This is a genomic window from Bradyrhizobium sp. LB13.1 (assembly GCF_054056815.1).
This window is the reverse complement of record NZ_JBSRYQ010000002.1, coordinates 71,963-88,999: the sequence shown is the minus strand read 5'-3', so window position 1 is coordinate 88,999 and position 17,037 is coordinate 71,963. Positions and strand designations below refer to the sequence as shown.

5 protein-coding genes, 1 tRNA gene and 8 pseudogenes are annotated in these 17,037 nt (G+C 61.4%); 6 read left to right on the top strand and 8 right to left on the bottom strand.

The window, feature by feature from the left end; genetic code table 11:
• Positions 1-86: 86 nt before the first annotated feature.
• The 3 genes and pseudogenes from ACVWYI_RS37705 to ACVWYI_RS37695 form a co-directional block, all read right to left on the bottom strand.
• A tRNA-Ile gene (locus ACVWYI_RS37705) sits at positions 87-159 on the bottom strand.
• 54 nt (positions 160-213) lie between these two features.
• Positions 214-1,521: pseudogene (locus ACVWYI_RS37700) on the bottom strand (DUF2130 domain-containing protein).
• A gap of 557 nt (positions 1,522-2,078) precedes the next feature.
• Positions 2,079-2,395, bottom strand: a pseudogene (locus ACVWYI_RS37695) (SOS response-associated peptidase family protein); the annotation flags it as partial.
• 40 nt (positions 2,396-2,435) lie between these two features.
• Between ACVWYI_RS37695 and ACVWYI_RS37690 the strand changes: the two are divergent.
• The 6 genes and pseudogenes from ACVWYI_RS37690 to ACVWYI_RS37665 form a co-directional block, all read left to right on the top strand.
• Positions 2,436-2,621, top strand: a pseudogene (locus ACVWYI_RS37690) (hypothetical protein); the annotation flags it as partial.
• 118 nt (positions 2,622-2,739) lie between these two features.
• A pseudogene (locus ACVWYI_RS37685) lies at positions 2,740-3,048 on the top strand (zincin-like metallopeptidase domain-containing protein); the annotation flags it as partial.
• 79 nt (positions 3,049-3,127) lie between these two features.
• Positions 3,128-3,721, top strand: a complete 594-nt coding sequence (locus tag ACVWYI_RS37680; RefSeq protein ID WP_456664680.1) for a ComF family protein — start codon at positions 3,128-3,130, stop codon at positions 3,719-3,721.
• The gene (locus tag ACVWYI_RS37675) at positions 3,718-4,692 is read left to right on the top strand and encodes an addiction module antidote protein (protein ID WP_456664679.1); all 975 of its coding nucleotides are present in this window, start codon (positions 3,718-3,720) and stop codon (positions 4,690-4,692) included. The genes ACVWYI_RS37680 and ACVWYI_RS37675 overlap by 4 nt, the downstream gene beginning before the upstream one ends.
• A gap of 82 nt (positions 4,693-4,774) precedes the next feature.
• Positions 4,775-6,167 (top strand): annotated as a pseudogene (locus ACVWYI_RS37670) (ParB/RepB/Spo0J family partition protein); the annotation flags it as partial.
• A pseudogene (locus tag ACVWYI_RS37665) lies at positions 6,163-8,377 on the top strand (strawberry notch C-terminal domain-containing protein); the annotation flags it as partial. The pseudogenes ACVWYI_RS37670 and ACVWYI_RS37665, both read left to right, overlap by 5 nt.
• Here ACVWYI_RS37665 and ACVWYI_RS37660 read toward each other — a convergent pair.
• From ACVWYI_RS37660 to ACVWYI_RS37640, 5 genes and pseudogenes are all read right to left on the bottom strand, one after another.
• Positions 8,368-8,493, bottom strand: a pseudogene (locus tag ACVWYI_RS37660) (TrbC/VirB2 family protein); the annotation flags it as partial. The pseudogenes ACVWYI_RS37665 and ACVWYI_RS37660 overlap by 10 nt on opposite strands.
• A 44-nt stretch (positions 8,494-8,537) precedes the next feature.
• A complete protein-coding gene (gene trbB, locus ACVWYI_RS37655) occupies positions 8,538-9,530 on the bottom strand; it encodes a P-type conjugative transfer ATPase TrbB (protein WP_456664678.1) in 993 nt (330 codons plus the stop codon).
• Positions 9,531-9,698: 168 nt separating this feature from the next.
• Entirely contained in the window at positions 9,699-10,133 is a 435-nt protein-coding gene (locus ACVWYI_RS37650) for a CopG family transcriptional regulator (RefSeq protein ID WP_456664677.1), read from the bottom strand.
• Between the two features lie 10 nt (positions 10,134-10,143).
• Positions 10,144-10,953 (bottom strand): annotated as a pseudogene (locus ACVWYI_RS37645) (type IV secretory system conjugative DNA transfer family protein); the annotation flags it as partial.
• A gap of 327 nt (positions 10,954-11,280) precedes the next feature.
• Entirely contained in the window at positions 11,281-16,902 is a 5,622-nt protein-coding gene (locus ACVWYI_RS37640; RefSeq protein WP_456664676.1) for a trifunctional serine/threonine-protein kinase/ATP-binding protein/sensor histidine kinase, read from the bottom strand.
• Positions 16,903-17,037 lie beyond the last annotated feature (135 nt).

The following is a 17,037-nucleotide window of genomic DNA, read 5'->3' as shown; positions in this document are numbered from 1 at the left end:
CCCAGCAAGAACGTAGGATTGGTTGTTTCGTTGGTTGACGAGAAGGCGAAGCGCCAAAGGGTGGGTCAAGCCCTTGAAAATACTAGTGGGCCCGGCAGGACTCGAACCTGCAACCAGACCGTTATGAGCGGCCGGCTCTAACCATTGAGCTACAGGCCCGTTCCCAATCGTCTTGGTGACGCGCAGGGAAGGGAGGCGATCGTCTAGTGAAAACTAGCTTGCCTTGCGTTCGGACTCGTCACCGCCTTCTAGCAAGGGAGGCGCCAAACTCGGTATCTCCGGCATCGACTTGCCGGCTATCGCTTGGAGGTCGCCCACCATCCCGACGGTCGAATCTATCACAGATACAATCTGTGTTTCGCGTTTAGCCCATTGGCGACCCATAAACTTGCGTTCCTTGTCGAGGTCGTCTCTCATGTCGTTGAATTTTTCGATGACCGCTTCGACACGTTGCCGGAATCTGGTGCCGGCCAGATAGTCATAGACCTGCTCCATCTTTGTCTGCTGGCCGTGTTGCACGAGCCGTGCGCCGCATACGTCGACCAGCGCTTGACGCAGCGCCACCGCAACGGGGAGGGCGCACCGAGGATGAGCGACCCACACGCCATCCATTAGATCGAATTGTTCGATGTGTTTGGGTAGCGCGTGCGAGATGATGAGCGATACGTCGGCGCCCGACCGCCGTTGGTCATCCCTGAGCTTCGCCAGCCAACCGTCGCCCCACGATTTGGTACGTTTCGTCTCCCATAGGATTATGCCTGCCGGCTGCCCGACGGCGCCGTTGACCTGCTGGATGACGTCGGCGCCAAGCTCGCCTTTGCCGACCGGTTCTATGATATCGGTTGGGAAACGGCTGCGCAAAAGCTCATCGAGTTCCAGTTCGAGGACTTCGCCTTGGGCCTGTTGCGAACCTTGCTCCGCCTTGCGCTTGAGTTCCTCGATCGTACGTGCCATCGACTCGATCGTTTGATCCTTTTCGGCAACGCGAAGCCTGGCAGCGTCGTCGGCTTCCTGCCTGGCCTTGGTCTGAACCGTTGCAACGGAGGCTTGAACGCGCTTTTCGATGGTCAAGTCCAACTCACGCTTCTCATCGTCCAGCGCGCGCTGCTTGCGAATAAGTTCAGCCTGAGCCTGCTGGGCTTCGGCCAGCTTGCGGTTATTCGCCTCCAGAAGCTGACGGAGCTCGGCAGCCTCATTAATTTCGCTGATAGTTCCGTGGCAGAGGCTTCGCGCGCCTTCTTGGCTTCAGAAGCGACAATCCGCTCGCGTTCGGCCGTCAATCGTTTCGCGACCTGGTCTTCGACCGCCTCGCGTTGTGAGCTGTTCGCGTTCCAGACGGAGCGCCTCAGTCTTGCGCGCGACTTCAGCATCTTTTCCCGCGAGCTGTTCCTGGAAGCGCTGGCGGGTTTGCTCGAGCAGCGGCGCGGCAAGCGATTCCGTCAGTCGAATTTCGTGATTGCAGTTCGGACAATGTAAGGTAGGCTCGTATGCGCCATTCGTGGCTGCCGCTTTGAAGCTCATCGCGTTGATCTCATTCGTCGCTGAGTCGCGATTGAACCGTATTGGTGTGTCGGCGCCAGAGCGGAATGTGCGTGTCCACATGGGATTTCCACCTGTGGGCTTCAAAATCTGAAATCCGAACGCGCCGATCCGTCGATATATTCCATAATCTATGTTATGCGAATACTGATTCAATTGGTATTTTCGATAGATAGCATGCTTAAGTCCCATAACTCTTATGTTTCTTCGGATTCTATCGAGATCTTCCATGAGGGCCGCACACGAGCAAAGGCCTTGGCTCGTTCGTGTCGCCCCGGAGCCGGGCCTTCCGCGTCGCTGAATGCGCTGAATAGGCGCCTATCCATCTACAGTCGCGCTGCGGTCTGCTTCCGGTAGCGCTTGCCACCGCGCAGCCGGGCGGCTGAGCACGAGGATGCAAGGGACGCCTTCACCCGTGGAATGGCATGCGCAGATCCGCAGACTGCCAGTCGGCACGGCGAGTCCCGCGGCGCGCCCCAATCTGCTGGTCCATTGCGCTCGTGAACAGGCGGATCGCTCCCCTGCCCTCGTGCTTGGCCCAGGTTTTCCTTGACGCCGCGGGCGACTATCTGCAGCGCCCCGTCCGGGAGGGGCCGCTGCAGCTTCAGCGTCTCGTCCGGAGGCACGGTCATCCAGGTCCCGACTTCTTCCGGCGCGTCAGAATCAACGGCATTGTCTTGGGATGAATGGCGCCGACCTTGGCATTCGGCTCCTTGGTGAGGAATGCGTCGAGGTCGTTGGTGGTCTCGCCAGATGCCGGCGAACCAGGCCATCGGGCGGGTCTCGTCGAGCGCGAACCAGACGTCGCCGCCCTCGGTCTTGTGAACTCGCTGAACGAGTTGAAGGGCACCACGCAGCCGGGCGTGAGTTCGTCGGCCAGGGCCGCCATCGCGAAGCAGACCTGGATGACCGCGCCTGCGGACGAGGCATTGAAGCTGCAGCGGCCCCTCCCGGACGGGGCGCTGCAGATAGTCGCCCGCGGGCGTCAAGGAAGACCCCGGCGCCCACCGTTTAAGGTTCTTCACAGCGCCGCGGAACAGGTGGAGGAGCTTCTGCATTTCGGAATCCCTGGCCCGTGGTAGCAGCGCGGAACGCGAGGCGGTCCACAAGGATTCGTCGAGAGCGCCAGGAGCCATCTCGATGCTGACAAGGGAAAGACAAGGCCCGATCCGGGCGCTGCGCGGCTGGGCAAGCTCCGTGCTGAACGAAGGTGGCGCTACCGGACACACATCGCGGGTCGGGCGCGATCTCTCGGGCTCATTCGGCACCAAGAAATACGCATTCGAGGAGCTGGTCGCCGAGATTAACGCAGCCTTTTGCTGCGCCTCGATCGGCATCGTGCCGACCGTCAGGCATGCCGACTATGTCGGCTCCTGGCTCGAGGTCCTGCGCGAGGACAACCGCGCCATCGTGCGCGCCGCGAGCCAGGCCAGCAAGGCTGCCGACTACCTGCTCAGCTTCCTCGCGCCCGAGGATGAGGCCTCTGACGCGTTTTCCGGAGCAGCTTGACTTTCCACAGACTTGAATCGCGACCGGGCCTTGCCCATATGTAGCCCATAGGTTACAACGGGGAGGTTCGGAAGCGCGGATGGCTATAGTCAAAACCAATCCGATTAAAATCGAGGGCCGCTGGCACTCGGGAATTGCGCTGGATCTTCATACGACCAGTAGCACCCCGACCGGGCCTAATGAATTTGGCCATATGCAGTTCGATACTCTGCGGCCAGAAATCGCCCAGCTTCTCTATCTTCTGAAGAACCGCGCGGACAAAGATGCGGCAGGACCGATCATTGAAACGGTCGCCAATTTCCTTTCCGCCCACCGCGACAAATTCGACTGCATCGTTCCGGTCCCCCCGTCGCATCAGCGCGCCTTGCAGCCGGTCATTGTCCTCGCCGAGGGCATCGGTGCCGCGCTCGGCGTTCCCGTGCTGTCCTGCATTAACACGACGCGCTCCACTTCCCAGCTCAAGAACGTGACCGATCCGGAGGAACGAAAGAAGCAGGTCGAAGGCCTCTATCAGGTCGACGCGACGCAGACCCAGGGGCGCAGTATCCTGCTCTTCGACGATCTTTTTCGATCGGGGACCACGATGAACGCCATTACGGATGAGCTGCTCGGCCCAGGCAAGGCCGCATCGGTCCGCGCTCTCACCATCACCAAAACACGGAGCAACCATTGAACACGATCTTCATAGGCGGCTCGCGACACGTTTCCCGGCTTCCTCCCGAGGTTAAGAAGCGGCTCGACAATGTCGTCGCGAGCGGCCACCGCGTCATCGTCGGAGACGCCAACGGCGCCGACAAAGCGGTCCAGAAGCATTTCCTCGACAAGCACTATGACAAGGTCACGGTGTTCTGCTCGGGTAGCGCGCCACGCAACAATCTCGGCCCCTGGGTCATCCATCAGGTCGATGCGCCCAAGAGCGCTAAAGGCTTCCAGTTCTACGCGGCCAAGGACCGGGAGATGGCGCGTGAAGCCGACTTCGGCCTGATGATCTGGGATGGCAAGAGCCCGGGCACCGTGCTCAACGTCCTTCGCCTCGCACTCGCCGGAAAGATCGCCGTCCTCTTCAACGTTCCCGACAAGGATGTCGTGAATATCAAGTCCGTGGATGCGTGGAGAAACTTCATCGCGCATTGCAGCGACGAGCTGCGCAAGGACGTGAAGGAGCGCGCAACCCCCGACGAGTGGCGGCTGGTCGAAACCAGCAATCAACCCACCTTCCTGTCCTCGATGGAGGAAGCACCTAAGGCTGAAGCGGAGGGAGCACCCCCGGCTGAAGCGCCGGAGGATATCGCGGCCGAGGCCGACCCAGCCTCGCTTCCCGAAGGGCCCTCACTCGACGATGTCGTCAAGGCGCTCAATGATGCGCTCGCGCGCGCGGACACGAGCGCGATCAAGGAGACGCTCGGTCAATTCGCACGCGATCGCGGCATGAGCCAGGTCGCCCGCGAAACCGGCCTCGCTCGCGAGAGCCTCTATCGAGCGCTCGATTCCAAGGGAAATCCCGAGTTCACCACGATCCTAAAGGTGCTGTCTTCGGTCGGACTGCGTCTTGAAGTGAAGCCCGACGAAGGGAAGACGGAAACCCAGCCGGCCGAACCCGACGCCGAGCCGAAGCGCGCCCGAACAGGCGTCACCGCGCGATAGAGGGAGAGGAGTGACGGGATTTTCGTGACGGGTTGGAGGTCGAGAGAGAGTCTCCCGGCCGCCCGTCGCGGAGTACATCCCGATGGCTACTGCCGTTCAGAAGATCACCCTGTCGTCCTCGCGCGAAATTCCCTTCAACAAGCTCATTCTCTCCCAGACCAACGTCCGAACCAGAAAGGACGGCATCTCGATCGAGGACCTGGCGGCCTCGATCGCCCGTCGTGGTCTGATCCAGAGCATTCACGTGCGCCCTGTTCTCGACGCCGACGGCGCAGAGACCGGCATGTTCGACGTTCCCGCCGGTGGCCGACGCTACCGCGCTCTCGAACTCCTGGTGAAGCAGAAGCGCCTCGCCAAGACCGCGCCGGTCCCATGCGTTGTCGGCGACGCCAAGAGCCCGATCCTGGCAGAAGAGGTGTCCCTCGCCGAAAATATCGACAGGCTGCCGTTGACGCCGCTCGAGCAGTTCCGCGCATTCGCAGCGATGCTGTCGAAGGGCATGTCGGAAGAAGAGATCGCTTCGGCCTTCCTGGTTCAGGTGCAGGTGGTCAAGCAGCGTCTCCGGCTCCTCACTGTCTCGCCGGCGCTGTTGGGGGTCGAGAGGCCGACGACATGACCCTCGAACAGCTTATGGCTTTCACCGTTTCCGGCAATCACGCCCGACAGGAACAGGTCTGGGATACGATCAAGAACGCTTGGTCAAAGGAGCCATACCAGATCCGCCGCATGCTGACCGAGCAAACCGCGCGCGCCTCCGACAAGCGGGCCGTGTTCGTCGGCCTCGATGCTTACGAGGCCGCCGGCGGCGCGGTCATGCGGGATTTGTTCGAGGACGATGATGGCGGCTGGCTGCAGGATGTTGCGCTTCTCGATCAGCTTGTCACCGACAAGCTCAAGATCGCAGCCGAGGAGATCGCGCGCGAAGGCTGGAAGTGGGTCGCGGTCGCCGTTAGCTTTCCCTACGGCGCCACGAACGGCCTGCGCGAGCTGGACGGGCTCTCCACCGACCTGACTGTCGATGAACAGGCGGCGATCGAGGCCTTGAAGGCCGAGTACGACAAGCTCGAAGCCGAGTTTGAAGGGGCCGACGAGTTGCCCGACGATGTCGACCAGCGCCTTGGCGAGATCGAGACGTCCCTTGCGGCCCTCGACAACCGCCCCACCCTCTACGACGCGAGGTCGTGCGCGCCGGTGTCTTCGTCAGTATAGACGCCAATGGCTCGCTCGATATCGACCGAGGTTATGTTCGACCCGAGGACGAAGCGCCCGCGGAACGTATTAGAGAACCTGTCGAACCCGGCACTGAAGCCGGCGTCGCCGAGCCCACAGTGCAGCGAGCCGTCATCACCATTGGTGGCGCGCCCGTTGAGCCTGAGGAAGACGATGACGACGTGATCAAGCCGCTCCCCGAGCGTCTGGTGAGCGAACTCACCGCCTATCGAACCCTCGCGCTTCGCGACGCAGTCGCCGGCAACCGGCGCGACCACCGTCCACAATCTCGCCTATGCCCAGCGGCTCGGCCTATGGGGTGGTGAGGATTTCCCCTTCGCCAACCGTGCCGAATTCGTCGAGGCCGTCGAGAATGGCGGCGTTGCGGCCATGGAAGTGCTGGCGCGCGATCTCCGCTCCCTCGGCCTCTACACCGCCCGCTCGCTGTCCTATGACGGCGTCGAATATGAGTTGCTCGAACACCAGCTCACGCCCGAGCAGACACGCATCTACGATGCGTATGCCGGCGCCTTCGCCATCATCCACAATCATCTCGACGCGGCGATGCAAGCCGCCAACATCACTGGCGAAAGCGGCACGCTGAACCGGCAGGCGAAGTCGGCCGCACGCGCGGCCTTCGAGTCCGCGAAGCAGCGCTTCTTCGGCCATCTGTTGACCAGCATGAAGACCCGACGCTGGTCCGCTCGATCGAACAGGACCTGGCCGATGGCCATTCGGCTGTGATCCAGATCGTCTCGACCGGCGAAGCGCTGATGGAACGGCGTCTCGCCGAGATCCCGACTGAGGAATGGAACGACGTCCGCGTGGACATCACGCCCAGGGAGTATGTCCTGGACTACCTCGCGCATTCCTTCCCGGTGCAGCTCTACGAGCCGTTCACCGACAGCGAAGGCAATCTGTCGTCGCGTCCCGTCTATCGCGACGGCCAACCTGTCGAGAGCCGCGAAGCCGCCGCACGGCGCGACGAGCTGATCGAACGGCTGGCGTCGCTGACGCCCGTGCCCGGCGCGCTCGACCAGATCGTCCAGCGTTTCGGCACCGACATAGTGGCCGAGGTGACGGGCCGCTCGCGCCGCGTGGTACGCAAGGCCGAACGCCTTGCCGTCGAGAACCGAGCTGCTTCCGCCAATCTCGCGGAAACCGCCGCATTCATGGACGACCAGAGGCGCGTACTCGTCTTCTCTGACGCTGGCGGCACCGGACGCTGGCGGCAGCGGGCGCAGCTATCACGCCGATCTCGCGCGGAACCAGCGCCTGCGCGTCCATTATCTGCTCGAGCCGGGTTGGAAGGCCGACGCCGCCATCCAGGGCCTTGGCCGCACCAACCGAACGAACCAGGCGCAGCCTCCACTCTTCCGGCCGATCGCAACCGACGTGAAGGCCGAGAAGCGCTTCCTCTCGACCATCGCGCGCCGGCTCGACACGCTCGGCGCGATCACACGTGGCCAGCGCCAGACCGGTGGACAGGGCCTGTTCCGACCCGAGGACAATCTGGAATCGCACTATGCGCGCGATGCGCTCCGCCAGCTCTATCTCCTGCTGGTGCGCGGCAAGGTCGAAGTGCTCGCTCGACCGCTTCGAGTCCGCCACCGGCCTGAAGCTGATGGACGACAACGGCATCAAGGACGAGCTGCCCCCGATCACCACCTTCCTGAACCGGCTCCTGGCGTTGACCATCGATCTGCAGGGCGTGCTCTTCACGGCGTTCGAGCAGCTCCTCACCACTAAGATCGAGGGCGCGATCCGCAGCGGCGTTTATGATCTCGGATTGGAGACGCTGCAGGCCGAGAGCTTTATCGTCACGGACAGCCAGGTGATCCACACGCATCCGGGCACCGGCGCCGAGACGCGGCTGCTAACCATCACGCGGCGTGAGCGCAATCGCCCTACCACGCTCGACATGGCGATCGACCATCTCGCCGATCTCCGCGCGCGGCTCCTCGTCAACGGCCGATCCGGCCGGGCCGCTGTGCAGATCCCAGCGCCATCCATGATGCTCGACGATGGTGAGATCGAACGGCGCGTCTGCCTGATCCGGCTGATGGAGCAGCACTACGCGCCGCTGCGCATGTTGGACGAGAGCCATTGGGAGGAAGCCGACCGTCCCACCTTCGTAACCGCATGGGGAGCCGAGCTGGCCGAGGTGCCGGAGTTCTCCGACAGCATCATCCACATCGTCGCCGGTCTGCTGCTGCCGATCTGGAAGCGGTTGCCCAACGAGTCAACGCGGGTCTATCGGCTCCAGACCGACGCGGGCGAGCGCATCATCGGTCGCCGCGTCTCGCCCGCCTGGGCCGCAAATGCCGGCGCCATGGGCGCCAGCACCCTGACGCCAGAAGCCGCCTTCACAGCGCTGATCGACGGCACGACCACCCTCGATGTCAGTGAGGGCATGCAGTTGCGCCGCGCCCGTGTGATGGGGACCAACCGCATCGAACTATCGGGCTTCACCGACGCCCCTTCGATCGACTGTAATATCTGCTGCAGCGGCTGTTCCCACGGCATCGAGGAGCCGGAGGCATGGGCAGGCGCGGCCATGACCACGGAGAGCGTCGCGACCGATAAGGTCATTGCGAGGCGCTGGCGGGTAAATCGCATATGTTGAATGGCAGGCATCATAGCGAAGCTCCTGGTTCGGGCTGAGGGTGATTGGTGGCGGGGATGACGCGATAATCGCCGTCAGGGCCGAGCCCTTCGACGCGAGCGAGTTCGGCGAGCCGTCGCGAAGAGCCACGGCCTGAGAGCACGGCGACGAGATCAATCGTTTCAGCGATCAGGGCGCGCGGAACGGTGACGACGGCTTCCTGGATAAGCTGCTCGAGGCGGCGCAGAGCGCCGATGGCGGTGCCCGCATGGATGGTGCCGATGCCGCCGGGGTGGCCGGTGGCCCAGGCCTTGAGCAGATCGAGCGCTTCAGGGCCGCGCACCTCGCCGATCGGGATGCGATCAGGGCGCAGCCGTAGCGAGGAGCGGACGAGATCGGAGAGCGAGACGACGCCATCCTTCGTGCGCATGGCGACGAGGTTCGGGGCGGCGCATTGCAGCTCGCGCGTATCTTCGATCAGCACGACGCGGTCTGCGGTTTTCGACACCTCGGCGAGCAGCGCGTTGGTGAGCGTGGTCTTGCCGGTCGAGGTGCCGCCGGCGACCAGGATATTGCGGCGCTCGGTAACGGCGACCCGCAGCGCCTCGGCCTGATCGGCCACCATGATGCTGGCCGCGACATAGTCGTCGAGCGTGAAGACGGCGACGGCCGGCTTGCGAATGGCGAAGGCCGGCGCGACCACCACTGGCGGCAGAAGGCCCTCGAAACGCTCCCCTGTTTCCGGCAACTCGGCGGAGACGCGCGGGCTGGCTGGATGAACCTCGGCGCCGACATGGTGCGCGACGAGTCGAACGATGCGCTCGCCATCGGCCGGCGACAGCCGTTCACCCGTGTCGGAGAGTCCTTCGGAGAGCCGGTCGATCCAGAGCCGCCCATCGGGGTTGAGCATCACCTCGACGACAAGCGGGTCTTCCAGGAATTGGGCGATCGCCGGTCCGAGGGCCGTGCGCAGCATGCGTGCGCCGCGAAGGATTACCTCCGATTTCTGGTGAGTGGCCGCCACTTCGTCCCCGTTCTTTTGTGGGCCCGCGAAAAGCGGCCCTGATCGGGGATGAGTAGAAGAGGCAGAATTCACGGCATGACAACAACCAAAATGTGGTTGTCGTACTGTGGCGTACAAAGACAGGGAAACGGCGGAACCACTCTATACTTGCGCAACGCCTGCCGACGATTATTCCGCATCGCGGGCGGGATCGATGTCCTCCGAAATTTCCTGTCTGAGCTTCGGCCCAGTTGCGAGTCGGCGCCCCAGAGCCGCTACGAAGGCCTCGTACCGCTCGCCGGCTTTGGCGCGAGCGGCCTGAGCGGCGGGCTCGGGAAGCGCAGGCGTCGTGGTCAGCCAGAAGCGGACAAAGACTGCCAGCGTCTCGACGGAGATACCGACGTCACGCTCCACGCGGGTCATACGCCGGTCGATCTGGTCGAGCCGCTTGGTGATCGCCGCCTCCTGGCGTTCCGCCGCATCGGGCGAAAGGAAGGATGCGATGCCGGCTTCCGCGACCAATGACATCGAGTGGCCGCGCCGGGCCGCGTGCGCGGAGAGGGCCTTCATGACGTCGGGCTCGAGATAGACGGAGAGCCGCTGCTTCTTCGGAGATTTCTTCATCGCTGGGCCCCTACAGCTCGATGCCGTCGCCCGGGTCGAGCGAAGCTTGGCGCGCGACCTGCCGCATGTTCTGATTCATGCGGCTGAGGCGCGCTGCGTCGTCATCGGCATCGTCCGCCGGGTCGATCTCGAACTCGTTGTCGATCGGCACCACTTTGGTGATCGGCTGCACGCGGCTCAGTTCGGGCTGGCGGCGGCGCTCGGAATCGGTCGTGTCCTCCTCGTCCGGATTAGCTCCCGTCGCCGCTGTCAGGATCTCTGGCGAGGGCGGCAATGCCAGTTTGCTCCAGTCGTCGGTCGAGACCACATCCGGCTTCGTTATGGTGGGCGGCGGCAGTACCCGCTCCTGAAACCGGCGATCCTCATAGTATCGGGCCTTCTTCGCCCGGATCGGTGGCGTGCCGGCGACCATGACGATTTCGTCTGATGGCGGAAGCTGCATGATCTCGCCGGGCGTAAGCAGCTGCCTGGCCGTTTCCGACCGCGACACCATCATGTGCCCGAGCCAGGGCGAAAGCCGGTGGCCGGCATAGTTCTTCATCGCTCGCATCTCGGTCGCGGTGCCGAGCGCATCCGACACGCGCTTAGCTGTCCGCTCGTCATTGGTCGCGAAGCTGACGCGGACATGGCAGTTGTCGAGGATCGAATTGTTCGGCCCATACGCCTTTTCGATCTGGTTGAGCGACTGGGCGATCAGGAAGCTCTTCAGGCCGTAACCCGCCATGAACGCGAGCGCAGATTCGAAAAAGTCGAGACGCCCGAGCGCCGGAAATTCGTCCAGCATCAGGAGCAGCCGATGCCGGCCGCTCTTCGCCTGCAGACCGCCGTCGAGCGCCGCCCGGTCGATGAAGTACGGATCAAACCGCTCGGGACCCGAGAGATGCAAGTTTCCGTGCTCCGGAATGCCTTGGAGAGCTTTTGCCCTCATTCTCTCGAACAGTGCGCGTGCAGCTTTCGTCTGATTCTGCTTGACGCCCTGCAATCTCAGGGACTTGCAGGAAGCCCTCAAAGCGTCTTGAATCTGGCGCTGCGGTTCAGATTGCATATCTTCTGCCAATTCGCGACAATCAGCGGTCGCTCCAACACTCTCCTACGGCACTAAGAAACTCGATTGTCTCAACTCCTCAAGGTCCGCCGCTCGCATCGGTCACGATGATCGGGGCTCCTGGAGCGCGCTGCTGGACATCGAACTCGAGCCTAAGACGTTGAAGACGACCTGTTCCGACCGATCCACGCCCTCCGGCGCAACCGGCATGCTGAACTGGAAGACGGCCCCTCGAGGGTCATTGGCGCCCGCCCACATCCGCCCCCCATGCGCCTCAATGATAGAATGGCAAATGGCCAGCCCCATGCCCATGCCTTCGGACTTGGTGGTGTAAAACGCCTCAAACACGCGATCAGCGCTGTTCGGATCGAGGCCTGGACCCGTATCCCTAAAAGAGACCACTACGTTATTCGAGTCATCTGTCCGCGCACTGATCAGTAACTCGCGGTCACCTTCGTTGATCTCGCTCATGGCCTCGATGGCGTTCGTGATCAAATTGAGAATCACCTGCCGGACTTGGACGCGATCTGCGCGGACGAGCGGCAACGCCTCAGTCCGTCGCGTTTGCACCCATACATCATTTTTCGCAAGTTCCGCGCGAACTAGGGCCAGCACCTCTAAGATCAATTCGTCAATTGCGAGAAGCTCCGTTTGCATAGGAGCCTTATTCATAAGAGCGCGGATCCGACGGATCACGTTCCCTGCACGCATACTGTCACGGAGAATCAAACCGAAGGTCTGCCGAACTTCCTCCAGATTTGGTGGTTGAGCGCCGAGCCAATTTAGCCCCGCCCCCGCATTACTGCTGATCGCGGCAATCGGCTGGTTGACCTCATGGGCGATTGAGGCGGCCAGCTGTCCCATTGTCGTGATCCGATTGGCGTGTGCCAGCCCCATCAGAGTCTCGCGATACCGTCGTTCGCTTTCACGGGCTTCCGTTTCCGCTCTCTTTCGCTCTGTCAGGTCGAGGACGAAGCCAACACCTTGGTCGTCTCGCGCATCGAATACGGCGAGGCCAATTAGCACCGGCACGCGGCTGCCATCCTTGCGGACATACTCTTTCTCGAACTGCTGAACAGCTCCGGTCCTTTTTGCTTCTCTTCCAGCATTCAGTGTACGCTCGTGCCATTCTGGCGGTGTCAGGTCGAGACCGTTCACCCGCCCCGCGACGAGATCCTCTCGGTCGTATCCTACCATCGTGAGGAAGGTTTGATTTGCCTCGATGATCTCGCCTCCTTCGCGAATGATAAATATTCCGATGACGTTAGCGTCGAGTAAGCGCCGGATTTTCGACTCCCGTTGCTCAACTTCGCTGTACAACCGGCTGTTTTCCAGCGCTGTTGCAGCTTGCGAGGCAAGCATTTTCAGCACCGAGTTGCGGGCAGCCGAGAATATGCGCGCGGCGAGATTATTCTCCAGATAAAGTACACCGATCAGCTTGCCCTGCGTGATCAGTGGCAGGCAAAGAATAGAACGCGCTTTGCGCTCGCGGATATACGGATCTTCCGCAAATGAAGGCTCGGCGGCAGCGTCTTCGAGAATGACGTTTTCGCGGACGCGTAGGACGAAATGCAGCACGGACTCGGGAAGCGCCATCGGAGTTACGGGCTGTTCATTCACCTTTACAAGCAGCGCATCCGCTACCGTTGTGGCTTCCGCCTCGATCCGTGGCTCGCCTCCATGCAGCAGAATTAACAAACCTCGTTCGGCGCCGGCCTGCTCAATGGCAGTCCGCATAAGCGTGTCGATAAGTTTTTGGAGAACAATCTCGCCGGAAATCGCCTGCGACACTTTTGTCACCGTCGCGAGATCAAGATGCTCAACCGGAGCTCCGATCCTCATTCCATTCATCGCAGGAGTGGTCTCCTCATGGCTGAGATGGGGATTCAGTTCGTCGAGCTGACGCACCTTGCCATCTGCTCCCCAACGAAGGTAGCCGCGCCGCGCGTCCTGCAGGTAAACCCGGGAGATTCTGTCAAAACCGCGCGCAGCATAAAAGCGCGCTGCAAGTTCGCAAGCGATTCCCTCGTGGTGGGCGAAACCGTTACGTGCTGCGGTCTGGATTGAGTGTTCATATAGTCGCATTGCGTCTGCATCCCGGTATTCGAGCCTTGCAATTTCAGCGCCGACCAAGGCAGCCCGATTCTCAAAATTTTCAGGGCAATTCGTCGCCCACATCTGCAGCTGTCTGTAATGGGCATCAATGATATCCCAATGCTGCTGTTGTTCGCTTTCGCCTAGCTTGTCGCAGTAACATGAGTGAGACAGCGCACCATAGAAGTGAAGCTCCGCGATCAAGGGCTCCGTCGGCATAGTCCATAATTTGGGCTCCGCCTTGGAGCGAGCATCAACAGCCGCGGCATAATTGCCGGCTAGAAATCGCGCCTGAAGTTTGCGGATCCAGTAGACGGGTTCGCTAGGTGACAGCTCCGGACTGCCTGCCAACGATTGCTCGACGTCTAGCTCGTCAAATTCTTGGTCATCTAAGCAACCGAATGAGCGCGTCAGGCCCCGCATGCTTCTAACGATTGCGAGCTGAGCGGCCATCGCATCAGCCGCAAAGCGGGCCTTTCTATTCCGTACCGTAGCAACGCTTTTCTCTATCTCGTTCTGCACCTCTTTCAGGGGATCTCCGGCCATTATCATATTTGAGGTTAGATGAACCAAGCTGTACGCCTCATAGATGACGTCGCCGCTGCTGACGGCAGCTGCAAGCGCTAGCCGAATCAAAGCTCGGCCATCTCTTAGCGGCTTCGTCCAGGGGATCACGTTGCCTCCGAGGGCCAAATAGACAGGCGCCCGAAAACGGGAGTACTCACCGCGAGTTACCAGGCCGCAAGCAAGAAGACCTAACTTCTCTGCTGTTTGGTAGTCACCGAAGCGCCCGGCTAAAATTCGACCTAACCACGCGTAGTGGGCGCAAGAAGCATCAGTATTGCCGTATTCGAGGCTGATGGTGACAGCTCTGCAGATGACCAACGCGGATAAATTGGCGTCCGTGAAACCTGCGGGCGGAAGAATCCGCGTCAAGACGGCAAGCGTGCCAAGCGAGGTCTGATCTGTCATTCCAGGCAAACTAGCAAGTTCCTCGATTGCGTCGGGCAGCTGTGACCACATCCGCTGATATTCGGTTAATGTTTCCTGGTCCGTCGGATACTGCGACCACTGGATCCCGACATCGTGAAGATATTCGAGCCCTGTGAGCACTGCCCGCCCGTGCTGACCGAGCGTCAAGTAAAGATCGACCCGCAAACAGGCGACCGTTGCTCGCTGGGGCCCGTTCAAGGCGCGCTTCGACAGAGCGGACAGAAGGCTCTCTGCAACGTCCAGCTGGCCTACCAAGAATTCGCATTCCGCCCGGCTTGTCTCCAGTGCAAACGCGAGTTCGTGGCGCCTTCGCCAAGAGTGCTCCGCGAGCAGCGCAGCACCGACGGTGAAATATGTGAGTGCCGAGGCGTAGGCCGCCGACGCCCTGGCACGCTGCCCTGCGATCAAATTCAGCTCTGCGAGCTGCTCACGCTCCTGACCGGAGGCAATTAGCGCGACACCTCGATTGAGTTGGCTGACGATGTCGAAGATTGCCTCTTCGCGTTTGTGCGCAGGGGCGTGTGCCGCCAGCATCCGACCGATCCGCAGATGGGCAGGAGCGCGCGAGGATTCCGGCACCAGCAAGTAGGCCGCCTCTTGAACGCGATCGTGGAGGAAGCGGTAGGCTGTTCCGTGGCGCGCGATCAGTTCCTGCCGGATCGCCGGCCACAGGGTCGCATGCACCTGCTCCTGCGAAGTTTCGAGCACGATCGCAAGCTCCGCCGTCCCGGCGATGTTGCCGAAACAGGCCAGCTGTTGCAGCGCGTCCTGCGTTTCCTCGGGCAGGCGGATGAGCTTACCGAGGATCAGATCTACGACGTTCTCGGTGTACGCTTTTGCGTGAATACGCTCGAGATCCCATCGCCAGCGCGCCGACTCGTGATCGAACGTCAACAGCTGCTCTTCGGCCAGCTCAGAAAGGAATTGAATGGCGAAGAACGGATTACCCATCGTCTTCTGATGCACCAGCTTTGCAAGCGGGGCAGCTCGTTTGGGTCCGCAGCGAAGGGTATCCGCGACTAACTGCGCGACATCGTCTGCAGTGAGCGGCGAGAGCGTGATCTCCTCGAAATTTACGCCGGCTCTCCTGATGGAGTCCAGCTTGCGTTTGAGTGGATGGCCTGCATCAAGTTCGTTGCTGCGGTAAGCTCCAATGAGCAGCAGGTGCAGATCCGACTGGGTCAGGAGATCCTCGATCAAGTCGAGCGTTGCGGCATCATGCCACTGCAAATCGTCGAGGAAGAGCACCAAAGGATGGGTTCGCCGGGCGAACACGCCAATAAAGCGGCGAAGCACCAGCTGGAAACGAATCTGCGCTTGCCCGGCTGGAAGCTCAGCAACCGCGGGCTGCTCGCCAATGATCAGGCTCAGATCGGGGATCAATTCGACCATCAGTCGTCCATTCGCGCCGAGCGCCTCCCGGAGCGCTTGCCGCCAGGTGGCGAGTTCGCCCTCACTTTTGCTGAGAAGAGCACGGACAAGACTCTGAAACGTGTGCACTAGCGTCACATAAGGAACGTCGCGCTTCAGCTGGTCGAATTTGCCTGACACCAACTGCCCGCGCGAGGGCACCAGCGCTTTGTGTAGCTCCTGGACGAGCGAAGATTTACCGACACCGGAGTAACCAGCGACGAGCACCAACCTCGGCGCGCCGCTCTTCACCGCGCGATTGAAAGAGGCAAGCAAAGCCTCGATCTGAAGGGCTCTGCCATAGAGCTTCTCGGGGATGAGCAACCGATCAGGTGTGTCGTCTGTGCCGAGCTCAAATGGGTCGATGCGACCGTGGTTGGCCCATACTGCGAGACAGTGTTGCAGATCGTGCTCAAGGCCAGCGGCAGTCTGGTAGCGTTGCTCGGCGGTTTTCGCGAGGAGTTTCATCACAATCTGAGATATCGGCTCGGGGAGGTTTTGCGATTTCTCGACGGGCGGTATTGCTTTTCTTGCAACATGACAATGGATCCACTCCAAGGGATCTGAGGCGGTGAACGGCAGCGCGCCGGTCAGCATCTGGTAGAATGTCACGCCAAGTGAATAGAGATCACTGCGACAATCGACCGAGCGATTCATTCGTCCGGTCTGTTCTGGCGCCATGTAGGGCAGCGAGCCGGCGATGAACTCGGCAGGCTCAGGCGGCACGCGCTCGCGGGCAAGACGGGAAGCCAGACCAAACCCAGTGAGTCGCACCTGTTCGTCAGGACAATTGACCAGAATGTGAGCGGGTTTTAGGTCCTTGTGGACCAAGCCGTGCCGGTGAAGTTTGCTCACGGCCCTCGCGATACTAATAGCGAGGCCCAGGAAGCCCTTGGGCTCCATACGGATCCCGAGTAAGTGCAGCAGTGGCTCGCCGCATGGATCCTCCAGGACCAGCATAGTCCGACCAGCTTCCCGGATGAGTTCCAACGGCCGAACCGCCCATGCCTCGTCCAGCTCCTCTCTTAGCTCACACTCATGGGCGAGACGGTCGAGCGTCGCTGGGTCTTCCGCGATGGGCCGCACGACAAGCACGTTAGCCCTGCTACCCTGGATTTGCCCGCGCCACGCACGGCAAAACGCGCGATCACCATCCTCCCACAGGGGCAGGATGTCACTGTCGAGATTTGAGCCGAACGGAGTTCGGCTGAGGGGGTCCCGCGGCATTTGCCCGCCCGGTCATAAGGACTGAGCCAAAACCTGACACATATCGGGCGAGCTTGTGAAGGGAATTCGCAAAATGACGCGAGTACCGATCGGGGCCGCCAAAGAGTGGACCGCGGCACGCCAAAACGCGACTTA

What these genes read in the sequence shown, in the direction of transcription:
- ACVWYI_RS37680 (WP_456664680.1), top strand. Translation starts at nt 3,128, where the DNA reads ATGGCTATAGTCAAAACCAATCCGATTAAAATCGAGGGCCGCTGGCAC.
- ACVWYI_RS37650 (WP_456664677.1), bottom strand. Translation starts at nt 10,133, where the DNA reads ATGAAGAAATCTCCGAAGAAGCAGCGGCTCTCCGTCTATCTCGAGCCC.
- ACVWYI_RS37640 (WP_456664676.1), bottom strand. Translation starts at nt 16,902, where the DNA reads ATGCCGCGGGACCCCCTCAGCCGAACTCCGTTCGGCTCAAATCTCGAC.